At 72.8% G+C, this 18,113-nt stretch carries 19 protein-coding genes; 8 read left to right on the forward strand and 11 right to left on the reverse strand.

From position 1 onward, the window contains the following. Positions 1-75 precede the first annotated feature (75 nt). Both IE275_RS01160 and IE275_RS01165 read right to left on the reverse strand, forming a co-directional pair. The gene (locus tag IE275_RS01160; RefSeq protein ID WP_189706465.1) at positions 76-1,308 is read right to left on the reverse strand and encodes an FUSC family protein; all 1,233 of its coding nucleotides are present in this window, start codon (positions 1,306-1,308) and stop codon (positions 76-78) included. A gap of 66 nt (positions 1,309-1,374) precedes the next feature. Next, the gene (locus tag IE275_RS01165; protein WP_189706467.1) at positions 1,375-2,001 is read right to left on the reverse strand and encodes an HD domain-containing protein; all 627 of its coding nucleotides are present in this window, start codon (positions 1,999-2,001) and stop codon (positions 1,375-1,377) included. Positions 2,002-2,244: 243 nt separating this feature from the next. On the opposite strand from IE275_RS01165, the gene IE275_RS01170 reads away from it, so the two are divergent. Continuing rightward, positions 2,245-3,534 carry an ROK family transcriptional regulator gene (locus IE275_RS01170; protein ID WP_189706469.1) on the forward strand — a complete coding sequence of 430 codons (1,290 nt, stop codon included), beginning with the start codon at positions 2,245-2,247 and terminating at the stop codon, positions 3,532-3,534. Positions 3,535-3,605: 71 nt separating this feature from the next. Continuing rightward, positions 3,606-4,514 (forward strand): hypothetical protein, encoded by a 909-nt coding sequence (locus IE275_RS01175; RefSeq protein ID WP_189706471.1) that lies wholly within the window; start codon positions 3,606-3,608, stop codon positions 4,512-4,514. Between the two features lie 46 nt (positions 4,515-4,560). Here IE275_RS01175 and IE275_RS01180 read toward each other — a convergent pair whose 3' ends face one another. Beyond that, positions 4,561-5,529: an SDR family NAD(P)-dependent oxidoreductase gene (locus IE275_RS01180; RefSeq protein WP_189706473.1), complete on the reverse strand. Its 969-nt coding sequence runs from the start codon at positions 5,527-5,529 to the stop codon at positions 4,561-4,563. 316 nt (positions 5,530-5,845) lie between these two features. After that, positions 5,846-6,856, reverse strand: a complete 1,011-nt coding sequence (locus IE275_RS01185) for a PHP domain-containing protein (protein WP_189706475.1) — start codon at positions 6,854-6,856, stop codon at positions 5,846-5,848. A 129-nt stretch (positions 6,857-6,985) separates the two neighbouring features. On the opposite strand from IE275_RS01185, the gene IE275_RS01190 reads away from it, so the two are divergent. Further along, on the forward strand, positions 6,986-7,222 hold the full coding sequence (locus IE275_RS01190; protein WP_189706476.1) for a hypothetical protein: 237 nt from the start codon (positions 6,986-6,988) through the stop codon (positions 7,220-7,222). A gap of 33 nt (positions 7,223-7,255) precedes the next feature. Here IE275_RS01190 and IE275_RS47210 read toward each other — a convergent pair whose 3' ends face one another. Continuing rightward, the gene (locus IE275_RS47210) at positions 7,256-7,984 is read right to left on the reverse strand and encodes a VanZ family protein (RefSeq protein WP_229870039.1); all 729 of its coding nucleotides are present in this window, start codon (positions 7,982-7,984) and stop codon (positions 7,256-7,258) included. A gap of 71 nt (positions 7,985-8,055) precedes the next feature. Next, on the reverse strand, positions 8,056-8,724 hold the full coding sequence (locus tag IE275_RS01200; protein WP_189706478.1) for a DUF4230 domain-containing protein: 669 nt from the start codon (positions 8,722-8,724) through the stop codon (positions 8,056-8,058). Positions 8,725-9,100: 376 nt separating this feature from the next. On the opposite strand from IE275_RS01200, the gene IE275_RS01205 reads away from it, so the two are divergent. Next, positions 9,101-10,054: a ribose-phosphate diphosphokinase gene (locus tag IE275_RS01205; RefSeq protein ID WP_189706480.1), complete on the forward strand. Its 954-nt coding sequence runs from the start codon at positions 9,101-9,103 to the stop codon at positions 10,052-10,054. A gap of 56 nt (positions 10,055-10,110) precedes the next feature. Further along, positions 10,111-11,304 (forward strand): elongation factor Tu, encoded by a 1,194-nt coding sequence (gene tuf / locus IE275_RS01210; protein ID WP_189706482.1) that lies wholly within the window; start codon positions 10,111-10,113, stop codon positions 11,302-11,304. Positions 11,305-11,321: 17 nt separating this feature from the next. Here the strand turns inward: tuf and IE275_RS01215 are convergent, their stop codons facing one another. Beyond that, the gene (locus IE275_RS01215) at positions 11,322-11,702 is read right to left on the reverse strand and encodes an anti-sigma factor antagonist (protein WP_229870040.1); all 381 of its coding nucleotides are present in this window, start codon (positions 11,700-11,702) and stop codon (positions 11,322-11,324) included. Positions 11,703-11,892: 190 nt separating this feature from the next. Beyond that, positions 11,893-12,357 carry a MarR family winged helix-turn-helix transcriptional regulator gene (locus IE275_RS01220; protein WP_373299148.1) on the reverse strand — a complete coding sequence of 155 codons (465 nt, stop codon included), beginning with the start codon at positions 12,355-12,357 and terminating at the stop codon, positions 11,893-11,895. A 104-nt stretch (positions 12,358-12,461) separates the two neighbouring features. On the opposite strand from IE275_RS01220, the gene IE275_RS01225 reads away from it, so the two are divergent. After that, positions 12,462-13,916, forward strand: coding sequence for an aldehyde dehydrogenase family protein (locus IE275_RS01225; RefSeq protein ID WP_189706486.1), 1,455 nt, complete (start codon positions 12,462-12,464; stop codon positions 13,914-13,916). Between the two features lie 30 nt (positions 13,917-13,946). Next, positions 13,947-15,053 (forward strand): NAD(P)-dependent alcohol dehydrogenase, encoded by a 1,107-nt coding sequence (locus tag IE275_RS01230; protein ID WP_189706488.1) that lies wholly within the window; start codon positions 13,947-13,949, stop codon positions 15,051-15,053. 7 nt (positions 15,054-15,060) lie between these two features. Here IE275_RS01230 and IE275_RS01235 read toward each other — a convergent pair whose 3' ends face one another. Beyond that, positions 15,061-16,011 (reverse strand): NADP-dependent oxidoreductase, encoded by a 951-nt coding sequence (locus tag IE275_RS01235; RefSeq protein ID WP_189706490.1) that lies wholly within the window; start codon positions 16,009-16,011, stop codon positions 15,061-15,063. A 70-nt stretch (positions 16,012-16,081) separates the two neighbouring features. On the opposite strand from IE275_RS01235, the gene IE275_RS01240 reads away from it, so the two are divergent. After that, on the forward strand, positions 16,082-17,038 hold the full coding sequence (locus tag IE275_RS01240) for a GlxA family transcriptional regulator (protein ID WP_189706491.1): 957 nt from the start codon (positions 16,082-16,084) through the stop codon (positions 17,036-17,038). 147 nt (positions 17,039-17,185) lie between these two features. Here the strand turns inward: IE275_RS01240 and IE275_RS01245 are convergent, their stop codons facing one another. After that, positions 17,186-17,749 (reverse strand): TetR/AcrR family transcriptional regulator, encoded by a 564-nt coding sequence (locus tag IE275_RS01245; RefSeq protein ID WP_189706493.1) that lies wholly within the window; start codon positions 17,747-17,749, stop codon positions 17,186-17,188. Further along, entirely contained in the window at positions 17,746-18,108 is a 363-nt protein-coding gene (locus IE275_RS01250; RefSeq protein ID WP_189707335.1) for a DUF1304 domain-containing protein, read from the reverse strand. The genes IE275_RS01245 and IE275_RS01250 overlap by 4 nt, the downstream gene beginning before the upstream one ends. Positions 18,109-18,113: the final 5 nt, after the last annotated feature.

An 18,113-nucleotide genomic window follows, 5' to 3' on the forward strand; every position in this document is an offset into this window, starting at 1 on the left:
CGCAAAAGAGACGGCAAAGAGACGCAAGGAGACGCAAGGAGACGCAAGAGACGCAAGAGGCACGCGAGGCGCGGCCTACCGGTTCCGGTTGCGGTTGCGGCGCAGTGCGGCCGGCCAGCGGATCCGTTCCCGCAGCCGGTACAGCGCCGGCATCCGCTCGCGCTGTTCCGTCGAGACGCGGTCCAGCTCCTCCAGCAGCCGGCGGGAGCGGTGCTCGGTGTCCAGCTCGTCCAGGATCCGGTTGACCTCGGTCAGCACCGCACCGTGCAGCTGCCACTGGCGGGCGTCGTGCTGGAGCCGCTCCAGCAGCAGCTGGGCCAGCTTGTCCCGGGTGGTCGCGGCCTGCCGCAGCTCCGCGCTGAGCCGGGCCTCGGCGGCGTCCGCGTTGAGGCTGACCTGTGTGGTCACCAGGACCGCGAAGCTCACCACGGCGTCCGCGATCTCCGACAGCAGCCGCTCCAGCGCCTGGCCGGTCTCGGGCCCGAACAGCGGCTCCGGCTGTCGCTCCTTGGCGAGGTCGGTGAGGGTGCGGGCCAGCACCCGCAGGACGACCGTGCAGATCTCCAGCGTGTCCAGGCCCGTGCGCAGCGCGACCCGGTGCAGCAGGCCCTCGCGGACCCGGGGGTTCAGCCGCAGGCTGTCCTCCGCCTGCCGCAGGGCGGCGTCCACCTCCACGATGTCGTGGTCCAGCCGGCGCGCCTCGTGCAGCCGGGCGGCCGCCTGCTCGAACGCGAGGCGGCCGGCGGCCTCCTCGCCGACCCGCAGCATCAGCTGCCTGACCCGGCGGGCCAGCCCCTCGATCGACTCGCCCGCCTCCTCCACCCACACCGGTGGGGGCAGCAGCAGATTGCAGCTGAGACCGACGATCGCGCCGATCAGTGTCTCCACCACCCGCGCCCAGGCCGTGTCCCCGACGGAGGTCACGCCGAGCACCAGCATGGCGCTGATCGCCACTTCGGGCACGTACTCGTCGACCCGCACCAGATGGCCCACGGCCAGCGAGGCCATGATGAGCAGCGCGAGACTCCACCAGGTCAGGCCCACCAGCAGACTGAAGGCGATGGCGACCAGAACGCCGGCCACCACCGAGTTGACCCGCCGGACGCCGTTGGTGAGCGTGGCGTACAGGGTGACCTGGACGACCAGCAGCGCGGTCAGGGGCGCGGTGAGGGGGGCGGCCTCCGGACTGAGTTTGAGCGCGATCACATAGGCGACCGTCGCCGCGGCGGTGGACCGCACGGCCTGGACGACCACGGGTTCCCGATGGCGCCTGACGATCCGCGCCGCCCGCTCACGTACATCTCGCATCCCCAGTTCCGTTCCCGTTCCCCACCCTGCTCGAACGTTTCGCCGGAATCCAGGAATCCGGATCGGCTACGGATTCACTCGGATTCCCCGCGCCCGTGCGCCGACCGGGTGCGCCGCCTGCCAGGCCAGGCGGCGGTCCGCGTCCTCGCCGACGCCGGTGAGGAACGTGTCGAGGGCCAGGAACTCCTCCCAGACCGGCCGCCCGCCCGCACGGGCCAGTTCCGCCACGACCAGGTCCTCCAGCCCCGGCACCCGCTTGTTCTTCCACACCTTGTCCGCCAGGCTCACCAGCAGATCCTCGACGCCGGCGCCCGGCGCGTCCCACGTGGCGTGACCGCCCGCGAAGCGCGCCAGCGCGGCGGGCACCCCTCGGGCCAGCAGCAGCTCCCGCCCGGCCTCCTCGTGCCGGGCACCGGGCCCGGACAGCTCCTCGGGATGCAGGACCTTCCCGATGTCGTGCGTCGCTGCCCCGAACAGCACCGCCTCCCGGTCCACGGCCAGCTCCGGGCAGTGCCCGCCGGCCCATTCGACCAGCTGGGCGGCGACCTCGTGCACGGCCCGCAGATGGGCGACGAGCCGGGGCGGCGCCGCCAGCTCCGCGAGCAGTTGCGCGACGGACGGGGGAAGCGGCCGCAGCGGCGGATCGGACGTCTCGTCCAGCGCGATCGACAGCGCGGGGGAAGGGGTGGTCATCGGGTCAGCGTAGTAACCCCCTACGGTGGACGGCAGTTGTCGCGCCATGCCCGTACCGCGCAGCGCCCGCACCCCTTCGGGACCGCGTGTTGCGCACCGGCCGCCCGGTGCGCGGGCCGCGTTCCGTACCCTGTACCGGAAGAGCCGCTTAGCTCACAGCGTGAACTAAGGGTTGGAGGAATCTCGCGCCGGGCCCGTCCGCAGCGGTATGTTGCAGGTCGGGCAGGGTGCGAAGGGAGCGACATGACGGGGCGGAACGGGCGCACGGTACGCGATCTGAGGCGGGCCAACCGTACGGCCGTACTGCAACGGCTCTACTTCGACGGACCCCTCAGCCGGTTCGAACTGGGTCCGGTCACCGGGCTCAGCTCCGGCTCGATCAGCAATGTCGTGGCCGACCTGGTCGCCGACGGGCTGGTGGAGGAGGCCGGCAGCGTCGACTCCGACGGCGGCCGCCCCCGGATCCTGCTGCGGGTCGCCCCGGCCAGCGGCCACATGATCGGCGTGGACGTCGGCGAGACCCGGGTACGGATCGAGCTGTTCGACCTGACCCTCACCGAACTCGCCCGGGTGGAACGCCCGCTGGAGCAGCGGCGGTACGAGGTCGAGGGCATCGTCGGGCACATCCGCGAGGGCGTCGCCGAGGTCCTCGCGGCGGCGGGCATCGCCCCCGAGCGGCTGCTCGGCGTGGGCATCGGCGTCCCCGGGATAGTCGAGCACACGTCCGACCGGGGTGCCGTCGTGCACGGCCAGACCATCGGCTGGGACGCCGTCCCCCTGGAGGCCCTGCTGCGCGAGGGCTCGCCGCTCCCCGACACCGTGCCGTACTTCATCGACAACGGCGCCAAGACCCTCGGCCAGGCCGAGATGTGGTTCGGCGGCGGCCGCGGGGCCCGCAACGCCGTCGTCGTGCTGTTCGGCTCCGGTGTCGGCGCGAGCCTCGTCACCCCCGACGTGGAGCAGGGCCGGGCCGTCGAATGGGGGCATCTGACGGTACGGGTGCGCGGCCGCCGCTGCCGCTGCGGCGCCCTCGGCTGTCTGGAGGCGTACGCGGGCGCGGAGGCGCTGCTCGACCGCTGGCGCGAGGAGGGCGGCCGGCCGCCGCACGGCACCGACGAGGAGACCGCCCTGAGCGCGATGCTCGCCGCCGCCCACCCGGCCGACGGCGGCGAGCCCGACGCCGTGGCGCTCGCCGTCCTGGACGAGACCGCCGAGTACCTCGGCGCGGGACTCTCCGACCTGATCAACCTCTTCCAGCCCGAGCGGATCCTCATCGGCGGCTGGGCGGGCCTGGAACTCGGCGCGCGGTTCCTGCCCGCCGTACGCCGCCACGCCACCGCGTACGCGCTGCGCCACCCCGCCGAGAAGGTCACCGTGGAACTGGGCCGGCTCGGCCCCGACGCGGTCACCGTGGGCGCGGCGATCCTGCCGCTCGCCGACTTCTTCACCCGCGGCGGAAGGCGCCCCGAACCGCTCCCCACCGGCCCGGAGCCCGCGTGGCGCACCGCCCTGGAGGAACGCGCCCCGCACTGACGTGCCGGTGGGCCCCGGCCGAACCGAAAACGACGCGCACCGGCGACGGACCGCCTGCGATCATCGGCCGTATGGCCGAATGGGCGGTGTACGCGGTGGTGCCTCCGAGCGGCACGCACGAGATCTACGAAGCACGCTTCGGGGCGGTGGGCCTCGATCTCGACCTGCTGGCCGGCCCTGACGTCGTCCTGCCCGCCGTCCGCGCCCGCCCGCGGGTGGAGGGCCACTGGCGCGGCGACGGGAGCTGCGAGGCGGCGGCGCTGTTCGACCTCCGCCGACGCGTCCTGCTGTTCTACGCGACCGAGGGGCCGATCACGCAGTTCCGGCACCGGGCCGTCACCCGCGAGCGCATCGCCCGCGCCTGGCCGGGCTGGGAGCTGCGCTGGACGTTCGACGGCCCGGCCGATCTGCGCCGGCATCTGGGCCTGGATCCGGACGCGGTGCGCGAGACGCACCGCACGGTGTGCCCGGCGCCGCTCCTCGGCCCCGACGACGAGGAGCTCCGGGAACGCGACCCGCTCGTCGTCGCCGTCACGGTCGGCGACCGCCGCTGCCACCTGCTGGCGGCGGTCGGCGACCATCCGGTGGTCGAGGGCCCGGCCCTGCTCGGCCGTCTCGCCGGCGGCCACGACCACGGACGCTGCACGGTGGCCCCCGGTGCCGGTCTCCACGTCGACCCGGTGCGCCGGCACGTCGACTGGTGGACGCTGGGCGCCGTGGCGGAGGCCGGCCGGATGCGGGCGCGCTGGCCGGGCTGGACGGTGGAGTGCCGGCAGGACCGCTGGGAGGAACACGCCCGGGAGGCCCCCGGACGGCTCGTCCCGCCCGCGGTGGACCGGGAGCGGGCGCTCGCCGAGCTGCGCGAGGACGCGCTGGACCACTGGTCCGGGCGGCCCGGCTCCCCGGTGTCCGGCTGGCTCCGGGCCGCCGTGCCGGACAGCGTGGCCGACCGCGTCGTACGGGCCGTCGAGGGCTGGTGAGCCGCCCGCCGCGTCCTCACGGGTCCTGCCACGCGCGTCATGCGCGTCACGCGAACGCGTCGACGCCCGTCAGTTCCGCCGACAGCGCCCAGAGGCGGGCGGCCTGTTCCCGGTCCGTCGCCCAGGACTTCACGCCGGCCCGGGTGCCGTCGTCGGGGGCGGGCTCGGCGATGTCGCAGTCCTCCAGATAGACGCCGCCCATGCCGTCCAGCTGCGGGGAGGTCGCCGCCCACACCTGGGTGGCCGCGCCCTGCTCCGGGGTCTTGAAGCCCGGCTGCGGGATCGGGGTGCCGTCCTCGTCGATCCAGCCGTTCGCCACCATCTCCTCCCTGGGCAGATGCCGCTGGAGGGGCGTGAGGATGCCGCCGGGGTGCAGGGCGAAGGCCCGCACGCCGCGGTCCCGGGCCAGCCGGTCGAGGTGGACGGCGAACAGCACGTTCGCGGTCTTGGCCTGCCCGTACGCCTGCCACTTGTCGTAGTCGCGCGACCAGTGGACGTCGTCCCAGCGCACCCCCGAGAAGTGGTGGCCGCGCGAGGACACGGACACCACGCGCGCCCCGCCGGGCTCGATCGCCGGCCACAGCCGGTTGACGAGCGCGAAGTGGCCGAGGTGGTTGGTCGCGAACTGCGCCTCCCAGCCGGGACCCACCCGCGTCTCGGGACAGGCCATGATCCCGGCGTTGTCGATGACGAGGTCGACCGTGCGGTCCGTGGCGAGGAAGCGGTCGGCGAAGGCGCGCACGCTGTCCAGGTCGCCGAGGTCCAGGGTGTCCACCTCGACGCCCTCCACGCCGTGAAGTGCCTCGCGGGCGGTGTCCGGGCGGCGGGCGGGGACGACGACCCGGGCGCCGGCCCGGGTGAGCGCGCGGGTGGTCTCCAGGCCGAGGCCGGAGTAGCCGCCCGTGACGATCGCCAGCTTCCCGGTGAGGTCGATGCCCCGCAGGACGTCGTCGGCGGTGCTCGAGGCGCCGAAGCCCGAGCCGATCTTGTGCTGTGCGGTGTAGCCGTTGCTCATGCCCGGAACGCTACGAATTGGAGTGCTCTCGAAGTCAACCGCCACCCCGGGCGCGTCCCCGGGTAAGCCCCGGAGTACGCCCCGGGTACGGGAAAGCCCCGACCGGACGGGGGAATCACGGTCGGGGCGGTCAAGTGGTGGGTGCGGATGGCGGTCGCCTCTCGGCGAAACGCTCCACAGGGCTTCAGCCGAACGATCGTCCCCATGGGCAAAAGGTGAGGCCCGGGGACACTGTCCCATCCACACCCACGGACGGTTCAACGGGAAACCATCGGGGGGTGTTCCCCGCTCCCACCGCCCCGCGCGGTGAGGTGCGTCACGCGCCCGCCCAGTCCAGCAGCCGCTTCACCGGCCAGGTGGTCACCACCCGTTCCGCGGGCACCTCGCACTCCTCGGCCCGCGCGCAGCCGAGGACCTGCCAGTCCAGCTGGCCCGGCGCGTGCGCGTCGGTGTCGACCGAGAACAGCACCCCCGCCGCCACGGCCCGGCGCAGCAGCCGACGCGGCGGGTCGAGCCGCTCGGGCCGGCTGTTGATCTCCACCGCCGTACCGGACTCGGCGCACGCCGCGAACACGTCGTCCGCGTCGAACGCCGACTCCGGTCGTGCCCGGTCGCCCCTCAGGCGCCCGGTGCAGTGGCCGAGGATGTCCGCGTGCGGATCGCGCACGGCGTTCACCATGCGCCGGGTCATCGCGCGGGCGTCCATCCGCAGCTTGGAGTGGACGGAGACGACCACCACGTCGAGCCGTTCCAGCAGCTCCGGCTCCTGATCGAGCGTGCCGTCGTCGAGGATGTCGCACTCGATGCCGGTGAGCAGCCGGAACGGCGCCCAGCCGGCGTTGAGTTCCTCCACCACGTCCAGCTGGTGCCGCAGCCGCTCGGGGGACAGCCCGCGGGCGACCGTCAGCCGGGGGGAGTGGTCGGTCAGGACGGCCCACTCGTGGCCCAGCGCGGCCGCCGTGCGGCCCATCTCCTCGATCGGACTGCCGCCGTCGGACCAGTCGGAGTGCAGATGGCAGTCGCCGCGCAGCCGCGCCCGCAGCCGTGCGCCGGACCCGTCGGTCAGGGGGTGCCCGACCTCGTCCTCCACCCGGCGCAGATAGGACGGCACCTCGCCGTCCAGCGCCTCGCGCACCACCTGGGCGGTCTTCGGGCCCACGCCCTTCAGCGACTCCAGCGTCCCGGCCCGCGCGCGCTCCGCGGCCTCCCCCTCGGGCAGTTCGGCCAGCACCCGGGCCGCCGTCCGGAAGGCCTTGACGCGGTACGTCGGCGCCAGCGACCGCTCCAGCAGGAAGGCGATCCGGTCCAGGGCCTCGACGGGATCCATCGCCACCTCCTGGCTCCAGGGTTCCCCAGCCCCGTCCGGCCCGCACCTCGCCCGGCCCGTGACCCGGGTGGGTGAGGCGGAGGAAATCAGATGATTCGTACCCGCCGGTTCCGCTTTACCCTCGATGACATGACCGAAGTCGCGAGCCCCCACATCTCCCATCCGCGGATCATGGTGCTCGGGGTGCAGCCGGGCAGCCCTCCGTTCCGGATCGTGGAAATCGACGGTGAGGTCGTCGGTGCGGCGCGGGCCGTCACCGACGTCCTGGAGACGGCCGCCGCCTTCGGCATCACCGTCCACGACCTCGACGATCCGGACGTGGTGCGCTGGGTGGGCGGCGACCGCTACACCTGGAAGCCCCGCTAGGCCCGGGGTCCGGGCCTGGCGGGGCTACGGGCTCTACGGGCGCTGCCGGCGGGCGTGCACCGCGCGGCCGACCCGCCGGCCGAGCAGGAGCCAGCCGATCAGCGCGCCCGTGGTGTTGAGGATGACGTCGTCGATGTCGAAGGCGCGCCCGGTCACCAGCGCGCCCTGGGCGAACTCCACCAGCAGCATCACGGACGCGGTCAGCAGCAGGACCCGCAGCAGACCGCGCGCCTGGGGTGCCACGACCGGTACGAGAACGCCGAACGGCACCCCGAGCAGGATGTTCCCGCCGATCTGCTTGACCGCGTCGCGCAGCGCGGGCTGGTCCAGATAGGCCCGCAGCGAGTCGCCCGGACGCAGGTTGGAGTGCACCAGGGCCGCGGAGGCGGGCGACGGCTCCAGGGTGAGCCGGGCCAGCACGACGGCGAACCCCACCATGAAGGCGAACGCGCACAGCATCGCCGGCAGCCGCAGCAGGAGGGGCAGCGGCCGGGGCCCGGTCGGCGCCGGCTCGCCCTTGCCCCGGCCCGCGCGCTCGGTTTTCGCCGAGCCCGCGGGCTTCACCTTCGCCGGGCCCGCGGCCCTGGATTTCCCCGGGCCGCCGGCCTTCGCCCCGCTTCCGCCCGTCGGCCGTGCCTTCCGCGCCGGACCCGGTTTTCCCGCCGGCTTCGGTGTGCCCGCCGGCGCGGGCTTCGGCGGGTCCTCGCTCTTGGCGGTGCGCAGGCGGAACAGGGAACGTGGACGTGGGGCTGCCCGGGGCATGCGGTCCTCCAGTCTTCAACTTACCTGCGTAGTAGGGCGGTTACCCGCGTTCGGCCGGAGGATGCGGGCCGTCAGGTGCCGTAGGTCACGGTCACCTCCTTGAAGCCCAGGGAGTGCAGCAGCCCCTCCAGCATGTCGCTGGTGTTGGTCTCGGCGCGGGCGGTCAGCTCGCTGTCCTTCGCCGCGTCGCCGATGTGCCGCACGGCGAGCTTCTGCACGGCCTGCTCCCCGTTGGGGTTGTCCGAGAACAGGTCGCCGAGGCGGTCGAAGAGGCCGCGCTGCTTGGAGACCGCGTAGGAGCGGTCGGGGTCGAGGGCCGGTGTGCCGAGCTGTGCGTGCGGCAGCCGCAGCGTCGCCGTGGTGCGGTCGCCGTCGACCGTCACGTCGTCGTCGCCGACCTTGCCGAGGTCGACATAGGCGTCCACCGTGCCCGCGCCGACGTACAGGGTGCGGGTGCCGCGGATCGCGTCGGGCAGGTACTTGGCGTCCTTCTCCAGGTCCACGACCACCTGGAAGTTGCCGGAGGCGGCGTCGTAACGGCTCATGTCCTGGATGGACTTGAGCAGGGCGGGGCCGGAGCGGTCGTGGGTCTCCGTGCCGAAGAAGTCGCGCAGGCCGGGGAGCAGGCTGAGCCTGATCCCGGCGAACATCACCACGAGCACGACCACGACGGCGGTGAGCACCTTGGCCCAGCCGGGCAGGCGCGGGAGGCGCGGGAGGCGCTTGATGGGAGTCGTCATGTCGACGGCCCTCCTTCCTACTTGACCGGATTCCCGCCGATTCCCTTGCCAGACCGTGTTGTTGAAGACCTGTGACAGTTCGGTGGCCGCGGCGCACGCGCCGCAGGGCGGGTGCGCCGCACGGGCGTGATCGCACCGGTCGCCGCGGCCGCCCTCGTGCCCGCCTCCGTCGCGGCCCGGCCGGATACACCCGTCCGGCCGAACCGGCCGGTCGTATCGCGTGGCGACCGCGACCGCGGGGACCGGGGTTCCCGGCCCGCCCCGGAACCGGATCCCTTCCTTCCTGAGGGTGGGCAAAACGGACGCGGTCCGTAGCATGAGAGATCCCGTGGCGATTCCGCCCCCCAGCCGGACATGGTCAGCGAGGAGCCCTCAGGTGCGAGACATCTCCGTGTTCAGCGGCAGTGCCCACCCCGATCTGGCCGCCGAGGTCTGTGCCCACCTCGGCGTGCCCCTGAGCCCCACCCGCGTCAGCCGGTTCGCCAACGACTGCCTGGAGGTGCAGCTCCAGGCCAACTGCCGGGAGCGGGACGTCTTCCTGGTGCAGCCCCTGGTCCGGCCCGTGCAGGAACATCTCGTCGAGCTGCTGATGATGTGCGACGCGGCCCGCGGTGCGTCCGCGGGCCGGATCACCGTCGTCATGCCGCACTACTCCTACGCCCGCTCCGACAAGAAGGACGCGCCCCGCATCTCCCTCGGCGGCCGGCTGGTCGCCGACCTGATGGAGGCGGCCGGCGTGCAGCGGGTCCTCGCCATGACCCTGCACTCCCCGCAGGTGCACGGATTCTTCTCGGTCCCCGTCGACCATCTGCACGCCCGCCGCGAGCTGGCCGCGCACTTCCGCCGCTACGACCTCACCCGCACCACCGTCGTCTCGCCCGACCTGGGCAACGCCAAGGAGGCGGCCGCCTTCGCCCGGATGATCGGCGCCCAGGTGGCGGCCGGCGCGAAACAGCGCTTCGCCGACGACCAGGTCAGCATCAGCTCCGTGATCGGCGAGGTCACCGGGCGGGACGTGATCGTCCTGGACGACGAGATCGCCAAGGGCAGTACGGTGCTCGAACTCCTGGACCGGCTCAGGGAGTTGGAGCCCAGTTCGATCCGGGTGGCCTGCACGCACGGGCTGTTCGCGGCCGGCGCCCTCAAACGGCTCAGCGAGCAGCCGGACGTGCTGGAGATCGTCTGCACCAACACCGTGCCGGTGCCGGCCGAGGAGCACACCGACAAGCTGCGGATCCTGTCCATCGCCCCGGCCCTGGCCGAGGCCGTGCGCCGTATTCACAACGGTGAGTCCGTCAGCGCCCTGTTCGACGCGGCGCGCAGCGAATAGACAGGAAGGAGTGGAAACGCGCACGTCGTCACCCATGTGACCAGGGAGGGCTCGCAGTGGCGAAGGCGAAGTTCGAGCGGACCAAACCACACGTCAACATCGGCACCATCGGGCACATCGACCACGGCAAGACGACCCTCACGGCAGCCATCACCAAGGTGCTGCACGACAAGTTCCCCCAGCTGAACCCGTTCACCCCGTTCGACCAGATCGACAAGGCGCCCGAGGAGCGTCAGCGCGGCATCACGATCTCCATCGCCCATGTGGAGTACCAGACGGAGCGCCGGCACTACGCGCACGTGGACTGCCCCGGCCACGCCGACTACATCAAGAACATGATCACCGGCGCGGCCCAGATGGACGGCGCGATCCTGGTCGTCGCCGGTACCGACGGGCCGATGCCGCAGACCAAGGAGCATGTCCTGCTGGCCCGGCAGGTCGGGGTGCCGTACATCGTGGTCGCCCTCAACAAGACGGACATGGTCGACGACGAGGAGATCCTGGAGCTGGTGGAACTGGAGGTGCGCGAACTGCTCACCGAGTACGAGTTCCCCGGTGACGAGGTCCCGGTGGTGCGGGTCTCCGCGCTGCGGGCGCTGGAGGGCGACCCCCGGTGGGCGCAGTCGGTGCTGGACCTGCTCGAGGCGGTCGACGAGGCGGTGCCCGAGCCGGAGCGGGACGTCGACCGGCCGTTCCTGATGCCGATCGAGGACGTGTTCACCATCACCGGACGCGGCACCGTCGTGACGGGCCGGATCGAGCGCGGGACGCTGCGGGTCAACAGCGAGGTCGAGATCATCGGCATCCACCCGCAGAAGACGAAGACCACGGTCACCGGCGTCGAGATGTTCCGCAAACTGCTCGACGAGGGCCGGGCCGGGGAGAACGTCGGCCTGCTGCTGCGAGGGATCAAACGGGAGGAGGTCGAGCGCGGCCAAGTGGTGATCAAGCCGGGCTCGGTCACCCCGCACACCCGGTTCGAGGCGCGGGCGTACGTCCTGTCCAAGGACGAGGGGGGCCGGCACACGCCGTTCTTCCAGAACTACCGCCCCCAGTTCTACTTCCGCACGACGGACGTGACGGGGGTGGTGACGCTGCCGGAGGGCACGGAGATGGTCATGCCGGGCGACAACACCACCATGCTCGTGGAACTCATCCAGCCGATCGCCATGGAGGAGGGGCTCAAGTTCGCCATCCGTGAGGGCGGGCGGACGGTGGGGGCCGGTCAGGTGACGAAAATCGTCAGGTAGGGCGCGCCGGAGCGCCGTCATAACGAGCCGGACGTGGCCTCGGGCCTGCCCAGGGCCGCGTCCAGGGTCGTCAGGGGCGGCAGCAGCCGGGCGAGCCCGGTGGCCCGCAGGACGCGCAGGGTCAGCGGATGGGTGCAGACCAGATGCAGACTCCCGCCCCGGTCCAGGACGCGGCCGCGGGCCCGGTACAGCAGGCGCAGCCCTGAGCAGTCGAAGAACTCGATCGGGGTCAGGTCGATCACGACCCTGGGGGCCGGGCCCTGGGTGGCGTCGTCGATCCTCGCGGCGATCTCCGTCGCGGCGAGGATGTCGATCTCGCCGTGGAACTCCAGCACCGTGTAGCCCTGGTCCTGCCATACGCGCAGGTGCGGGGTGTCCGTGGCGGGTTCCTGCTGCACGACGACATCGCCTCCAACCCGCTCCACCGGTCGGGAGCCTCCAACGGCGGGGGAGTGCGAAGCAGTTCCCCGCTCCAGCAAGGTACCCCCGATGGAGTGAATTTCAGCATGTTCGATTGACATATGTCTTCGAAATGAGGCCGTGTCTCGGCCCAGTTTTCCGGCATCTCTCACGCCGTGAGCGAAGGGGTTACGACAGAGCCTGCCATGCCCTGGTCAGGGCGGTGCGGAACTGCTCGGTCTGGTGCGCGGTCAGCTCCCGCACCATCCGCTCCTCCAGCTCCCGCACCGGCCCCGCGCACAGCTCCAGCAACGCCCGTCCCTCCTCGGTGAGCAGGATCAGCAGCTCCCGCCGGTTGTGCGGATTGCGCTCCCGGCGGATCAGGCCCCGGGTCTGCAGGGAGCGCACCAGGTCGGCGATGGACTGGGCGGTCACGAACGAGTCCCGGGCCAGCTGGGCGGCGGACAGCCCGTCGTGCCGCTCCAGGACGGTGAGCGCCGTGTACTGAAGGGCGGTGATGCCGGACGGCTTGACGAGTTCGTCCAGACGGGATCGCACCACCAGCTCCACCTGCTTCACCATGTAGAGCAGGGACGGGGGCGTCCGAGAGGACCGAGGTGCGGGAGGCGTGCTGCCCGCCGGGGTGCCGACCATGGGTCCGAGCGTAGACCATTGACAGGAAACCTGTCTGTAATGACACTGCGGACCAACAGGAATCCTGTTTGTTGAAATCTTGGCGACGATGCTGAGGAGTGGCGATGACCACCTTCGAGATCGACCCCGGTCGACTGTTCATCGGCGGGCAGTGGCGCGAGGCCGCGGACGGAACCCGGACCGAGGTGGTCGACCCGTCCCGGGGCGCGGTCGTCACCACCGTCGCGGAGGCCGGCCCCGCCGACGTCGACGCGGCCGTACGGGCCGCCCGCGAGGCCTTCGACTCCGGACGCTGGTCCGGGATCGGCGGCCGGGAGCGGGGCCGCGTCCTGCTCCGCGTGGCCCGGCTCATCCGCGAGGAGGCCGACGAGATCGCGCGGCTGGAGAGCCTCGACGTGGGCAAGCCGATCACGCTGGCGCACGCCGTCGACGTGACCAACGCGGCCAACGACTACGAGTACTACGCCACCCTCGCCTTCTCCCTGGAGGGCGGCAACCGTGACACCCCGATGAACGCCCTCGCCTACACCCGGCGCGGCCCGATCGGCGTCGTCGCCGCGATCACACCGTTCAACTTCCCGCTGATCCTGGCCGGTTCGAAGCTCGCCCCGGCGCTCGCCACCGGCAACACGGTGGTCCACAAGCCCGCCGACGAGACCCCGCTGAGCGCCCTGTACATGGCGGGACTGTTCCGGCGGGCCGGCGTCCCCGACGGCGTCGTCAACGTCGTCACGGGCACCGGGCCGGTCGCCGGCGAGGCGCTGCTGCGCCACCCCGGAGTCGACAAGATCGCCTTCACCGGCTCCACCGCGACCGGCCGGCACGCCGCGAGCGTGGCCGGCGAGAACCTCAAGCAGATCACCCTGGAACTCGGCGGAAACGCCGCGCACCTCGTCTTCGAGGACGCCGACCTGGAGAAGGCGGTCGGCGCGGTCATCAAGGGATTCGTCTTCAACACCGGCCAGTTCTGCATGGGCGGCCCGCGCCTGCTGGTGGCCCGCCCGGTCTACAGCACCCTGCTGAACATCCTCGCCGAGGCCGTCCCCGGCGTGCCCGTCGGCGACCCGCGCGCGCCGGAGACCGTCGTCGGCCCGATGGCGGGGGAGCGGCACCTGCGCAAGGTCGAGGAATACGTCGACCTCGCCCGCAAGGAGGGCGGCCGCGTCGTCTGCGGCGGCGAGCGCCTCGACCTCGACGGCGGCTACTACTACAAGCCCACCGTCATCGCCGACCTCCCGAACGACTCCCGGGTCGTCCAGGAGGAGATCTTCGGCCCGGTTCTCACCGTGCAGCCCTTCGACACCGAGGACGAGGCCGTCGCGCTCGCCAACTCCACGCCGTACGGCCTGGCTTCGGGTGTCCAGACCGGCAACCTGGCCCGCGCGCACCGCGTCGCCGACCGCCTCCAGGCAGGCATCGTCTGGGTCAACGACTGGGCGATGCTCGACCCCGCCGTCCCGTTCGGCGGCGTCAAGGACTCCGGATTCGGCCGCGAGTACGGCCCCGAGGCGCTCGCCTCCTACACCAAGGTCAAGTCCGTCGTCGTCTCGCTCGACTGAACGCGCCGCAGAACAGAGGGAGTCCCACCGATGTCCATCACCACCCGCGCCGCCGTCGTCGAGTCCGCCGGAGCGCCCTTCACCCTCTCCGAGGTCGTCCTGGACGACCCCGGTCCGCACGAGGCGGTCGTCCGGCTGGTGGCGGCCGGGCTGTGCCACACCGACCTCGGCGTGGCCGGCGGCGGTCTGCCGTTCCCGCTGCCCGGAGTCCTCGGCCACGAGGGCGCGGGCGTCGTGGAGGCGGTCGGCTCCGCCGTCACCGGCGTGGCCCCCGGCGACCATGTCGTGCTGTCCTTCACCTCCTGCGGCGCGTGCCGCGACTGCCGCGGCGGCCACCCGGCCTACTGTGCGACCTGGCTGCCGATGAACCTGATCGGCGGCCGCCGGGCCGACGGCACCAGCACCCTCAGCCGGGACGGCGAACCCCTCGGCGGCCACTTCTTCGGCCAGTCCTCCTTCGCCGAACGGGCTCTGGTGGACGAGCGCAGCCTCGTGAAGGTCGACCCGGACGTACCGCTGGAGTCGATCGCCCCGCTGGGCTGCGGGGTGCAGACCGGCGTCGGCGCGGTGTGGAACGTGCTGACGCCGGCGGCCGGCTCCGCGATCGTCGTCCTCGGTGCCGGAGCCGTCGGCCTGTCCGCGGTGATGGCGGCGGCCCTCACCCCGGCCACCACGATCGTCGCCGTCGACAAGGTCGCCGAACGGCTCCAACTGGCAAGGGAGTTGGGCGCCACCCACACCGTCGACGCCGGACAGGCCGCCCTCGGCGACGCGATCGCCGAGATCACCGGCGGCCGGGGCGCCGACGGGATCGTGGAGACCACGGGCAGTACGGCCGTCCTGCGCCGGGGCGTCGACGCGCTCGCCGCCCGCGGCACCCTGGTCGTCGTCGGCGCGCCGCCGTTCGGCAGCGAAGTCGCCCTGGACGTCAACGGGTTGCTCGGCGGCAAGCGGATCGTCGGCCTCACCCTCGGCGACAGCGAGACGCAGACCTTCATCCCGGCCCTCGTGCGGCTGGTCAAGGAGGGGCGGCTGCCGCTGGACCGCCTGATCGGCACCTATCCCTTCGCGGACATCGACCGGGCGGTGCGGGACATGACCTCGGGCAGGACCATCAAGCCCGTGCTCACCTTCTGACCGGACGTCAGTCCACCGTCAGGACCAGCTTGCCGGTGGTCCGGCCGGTGTCGCCGAGCCTGTGCGCCTCGGCGGCATCGGCCAGCGGGAACGTCCCCGCGATCGTGGCGCGCAGCTTTCCCGCCTCGATCAGTCCGGCGATCGCGCGCATCCCGGCCCGGTCGGCGTCCACCAGCATCCGGACCGCCCGGACACCGAGCCGCTCGGCCTCGTCGTAGAACTCCCGGGAGCCGACCGGCAGGATCGACACCACGATCCCGCCCGGCCGCAGCACCCGCAGGGAGTCCACGGAGGTGTCGCCGCCCAGGGTGTCCAGCACGACGTCGACGTCCTTGACCGCCTCGGTGAAGTCGGTCTCCCGGTAGTCGATCACCTCGTCCGCGCCCAGTTCCCGCAGGAAGCCGTGCTTGCCGGCGCTCGCCGTGCCGATGACGTACGCCCCGCGCTCCTTGGCGATCTGCACGGCCACATGGCCGACGCCGCCGGCCGCCGCGTGGATCAGGACCCGCTGACCGGCCTGGAGGCCGGCCGTCTCCACCAGGGCCTGCCAGGCGGTCAGCGAGACCAGCGGCAGGGCACCCGCCTCGACGTGGCCGACGTCGGCCGGCTTGTGCCACAGCGCCCGGACCGGGGCGATGACGTACTCCGCGTGCGAGCCGTGGCCGTAGGGGTACGGCAGCATGCCGAAGACCTCGTCGCCCGGCGCGAAGGTGACCACGCCGATGCCGACCGCCTCGACGGTGCCGGAGACGTCCCAGCCCAGGACGAACGGCGGCGCGCCCAGCAGGCCGCCTCCCGCGCGGTGCTTCCAGTCGGTCGGGTTGAGGCCGGCGGCGCGCACCCGCACCAGTACCTCGTTCGGACGCGGCAGGGGCCGCTCCACTTCCTTCAGCTCAAGGACCTCGGGGCCGCCGAGGGCGTTCTGGGTGATGACGCGCATGGTGTTCGCATTGCTCATGGTGACCAGCCTGCCCCGGCCGGACCCTACGGGAAATGGCACGATTGCCAATCTTCGATAAGATCGTGCCATGGAAGCGGAAAAGCGTCGCCCCCACCGCGTGGTCGTCCTCGCCCTCGACGGCGTCTACCCCTTCGAGCTCGGTATCCCGGCCCGGATCCTCGGCTCGGCCGGTGACCGCTACGAGGTGCTGACCTGCAGCGTCGACGGCCTGCCGGTGTCCACCAGCGCGGACTTCACGGTCGGCGTCGAGCGAGGTGCGGAGGCGCTGGACGCCGCCGACACCGTGGTGATCGCCCCCGGTACGGCCTGGGTCAGCCCCGACCTCCCGGAGGCCGTCACCGCCGCGCTGGCCCGGATCCGCCCCGACGCCCGCCTGGTCTCCATCTGCACCGGCGCGTTCGTGCTCGCCGCCGCGGGGCTCCTCGACGGCCGCCGCGCCACCACCCACTGGCAGTTCGCCGACCACTTCCGCCGGCTGTTCCCGCAGGTCGAGCTCGACCCGGACGTCCTGTTCGTCCACGACGGCCGGGTGCTGACCTCGGCGGGCGCCGCGTCCGGCGTCGACGCCTGTCTGCACCTCCTCCGCGAGGACCACGGCAGCGATCTCGCCAACCATGTGGCCCGGTGCTGTGTGGTCCCGCCGTTCCGGGACGGCGGCCAGGCGCAGTACATCGAGCAGCCGGTGCCCGAGGCCGGCGCGGCGAGCACGGCCGCCACCCGCGTCTGGGCCCTGGAGCGCCTCGACGAGCCCCTCGCCCTGGCCGATCTCGCCGGGCACGCCCGGATGAGCCTGCGCACCTTCGCCCGCCGCTTCCACGACGAGGTCGGCCTCAGCCCCGGCCGCTGGCTCATCCAGCAGCGCGTCGCGCACGCCCGGCATCTGCTGGAGGCCAGCGACCTGTCCGTGGACCAGATCGCCGGCCGCGTCGGCTTCGCCACCGCCGCCTCGCTGCGCCAGCATCTGCACGCGGCGATCGGGGTGTCCCCGCAGGCGTACCGCAGGACGTTCCAGTCGGCGCGGTGAACGCCCCCCCGGCGTCGCGGTGCCGTGGGGGCGCCGGGAGAGGCGGTCGGGTGACGGACGACCGCGCGACGGCCTGCGTCCGCACACCCGACGGTGTGGAGGCCCGGCCGCGGGCGAAGGGGGCGGTGGCCTGCCGGTGACCGGCCGTCAGCGGCTGGCGTGCAGGGCCACCAGCAACTGCCACACCTGGTCCGCGATCTCCCCGGGGGTGCCCGCGAGGTCGCCGTGCAGCCAGTCCGCCAGTACACCGGCGAAGGTCGCGGCGACCGCGGAGGCCACCAGCGGGGCGTCCGCCGCTCCGGCCCGCTCCCGCTCGCGCAGGCTGTACGCCCGCAGGTCCCGGTGGAGCACCCGGCCGAGCGGACCGCCGCCGCCCGGCGCCAGCAGCGTTCGGTACAGCGCGGCGTGCGGGGCCAGCGAGGCGAAGAACTCCGGCAGCGCGGCCGGGGCCCGTACCGGGTCCGGCCGCCCCTGCCAGGCGTGCAGCGCCTCCACGGCCTCGCGCACGACGTCCGCGCAGGCGTCCACCGCGAGCGCTTCGAGGTCGGGGTAGTGCACGTAGAACGTGGCCCGGCCGACCCCGGCGCGTCGCACCAGCGCGGCCACGCCGACCTCCTCCAGCGGCCGCTCGGCGCACTCCTCCAGCAGCGCCGCCCGCAGCCTCGCCCGGGTGCGGGCCGCCCGCGGGTCCTCGGGCTCGGCCCGGGTCACCGGGCGAGAAGGACGGCGGCCAGGGCGAGCGCGCCGGGCAGGGCCTGCGCGAACAGGATCCGGCGGTTCGCCGTGGCCGCGCCGTACACGCCCGCGACGATCACGCAGGACAGGAAGAAGACCTGGGCCCGGAAGCCGGTCGGATCGCCGGCGACCAGCCCCCACACCAGGCCGGCCGCGAGGAACCCGTTGTAGAGCCCCTGGTTGGCGGCCAGCGGGGCGGTACGCCGTGCCATCTCGGCGTCGAAGCCGTGGAACGACATCCCCGGCTTCCGCTGCCACAGGAACATCTCCAGTACCAGGATGTAGAAGTGCAGCGCGGCCACCAGCGCGACGAGCACGTTCGCCAGGATCTCCATGATCT

It is taken from the genome of Streptomyces phaeofaciens, assembly GCF_014648915.1.
In the GTDB taxonomy this organism is placed as follows: Bacteria; Actinomycetota; Actinomycetes; order Streptomycetales; family Streptomycetaceae; genus Streptomyces; species Streptomyces phaeofaciens.

What these genes read in the sequence shown, in the direction of transcription:
- IE275_RS01160 (WP_189706465.1), bottom strand. Translation starts at nt 1,308, where the DNA reads ATGCGAGATGTACGTGAGCGGGCGGCGCGGATCGTCAGGCGCCATCGG.
- IE275_RS01165 (WP_189706467.1), bottom strand. Translation starts at nt 2,001, where the DNA reads ATGACCACCCCTTCCCCCGCGCTGTCGATCGCGCTGGACGAGACGTCC.
- IE275_RS01170 (WP_189706469.1), top strand. Translation starts at nt 2,245, where the DNA reads ATGACGGGGCGGAACGGGCGCACGGTACGCGATCTGAGGCGGGCCAAC.
- IE275_RS01175 (WP_189706471.1), top strand. Translation starts at nt 3,606, where the DNA reads ATGGCCGAATGGGCGGTGTACGCGGTGGTGCCTCCGAGCGGCACGCAC.
- IE275_RS01180 (WP_189706473.1), bottom strand. Translation starts at nt 5,529, where the DNA reads ATGAGCAACGGCTACACCGCACAGCACAAGATCGGCTCGGGCTTCGGC.
- IE275_RS01185 (WP_189706475.1), bottom strand. Translation starts at nt 6,856, where the DNA reads ATGGATCCCGTCGAGGCCCTGGACCGGATCGCCTTCCTGCTGGAGCGG.
- IE275_RS01190 (WP_189706476.1), top strand. Translation starts at nt 6,986, where the DNA reads ATGACCGAAGTCGCGAGCCCCCACATCTCCCATCCGCGGATCATGGTG.
- IE275_RS47210 (WP_229870039.1), bottom strand. Translation starts at nt 7,984, where the DNA reads ATGCCCCGGGCAGCCCCACGTCCACGTTCCCTGTTCCGCCTGCGCACC.
- IE275_RS01200 (WP_189706478.1), bottom strand. Translation starts at nt 8,724, where the DNA reads ATGACGACTCCCATCAAGCGCCTCCCGCGCCTCCCGCGCCTGCCCGGC.
- IE275_RS01220 (WP_373299148.1), bottom strand. Translation starts at nt 12,357, where the DNA reads ATGGTCGGCACCCCGGCGGGCAGCACGCCTCCCGCACCTCGGTCCTCT.
- IE275_RS01225 (WP_189706486.1), top strand. Translation starts at nt 12,462, where the DNA reads ATGACCACCTTCGAGATCGACCCCGGTCGACTGTTCATCGGCGGGCAG.
- IE275_RS01230 (WP_189706488.1), top strand. Translation starts at nt 13,947, where the DNA reads ATGTCCATCACCACCCGCGCCGCCGTCGTCGAGTCCGCCGGAGCGCCC.
- IE275_RS01235 (WP_189706490.1), bottom strand. Translation starts at nt 16,011, where the DNA reads ATGAGCAATGCGAACACCATGCGCGTCATCACCCAGAACGCCCTCGGC.
- IE275_RS01240 (WP_189706491.1), top strand. Translation starts at nt 16,082, where the DNA reads ATGGAAGCGGAAAAGCGTCGCCCCCACCGCGTGGTCGTCCTCGCCCTC.
- IE275_RS01250 (WP_189707335.1), bottom strand. Translation starts at nt 18,108, where the DNA reads ATGGAGATCCTGGCGAACGTGCTCGTCGCGCTGGTGGCCGCGCTGCAC.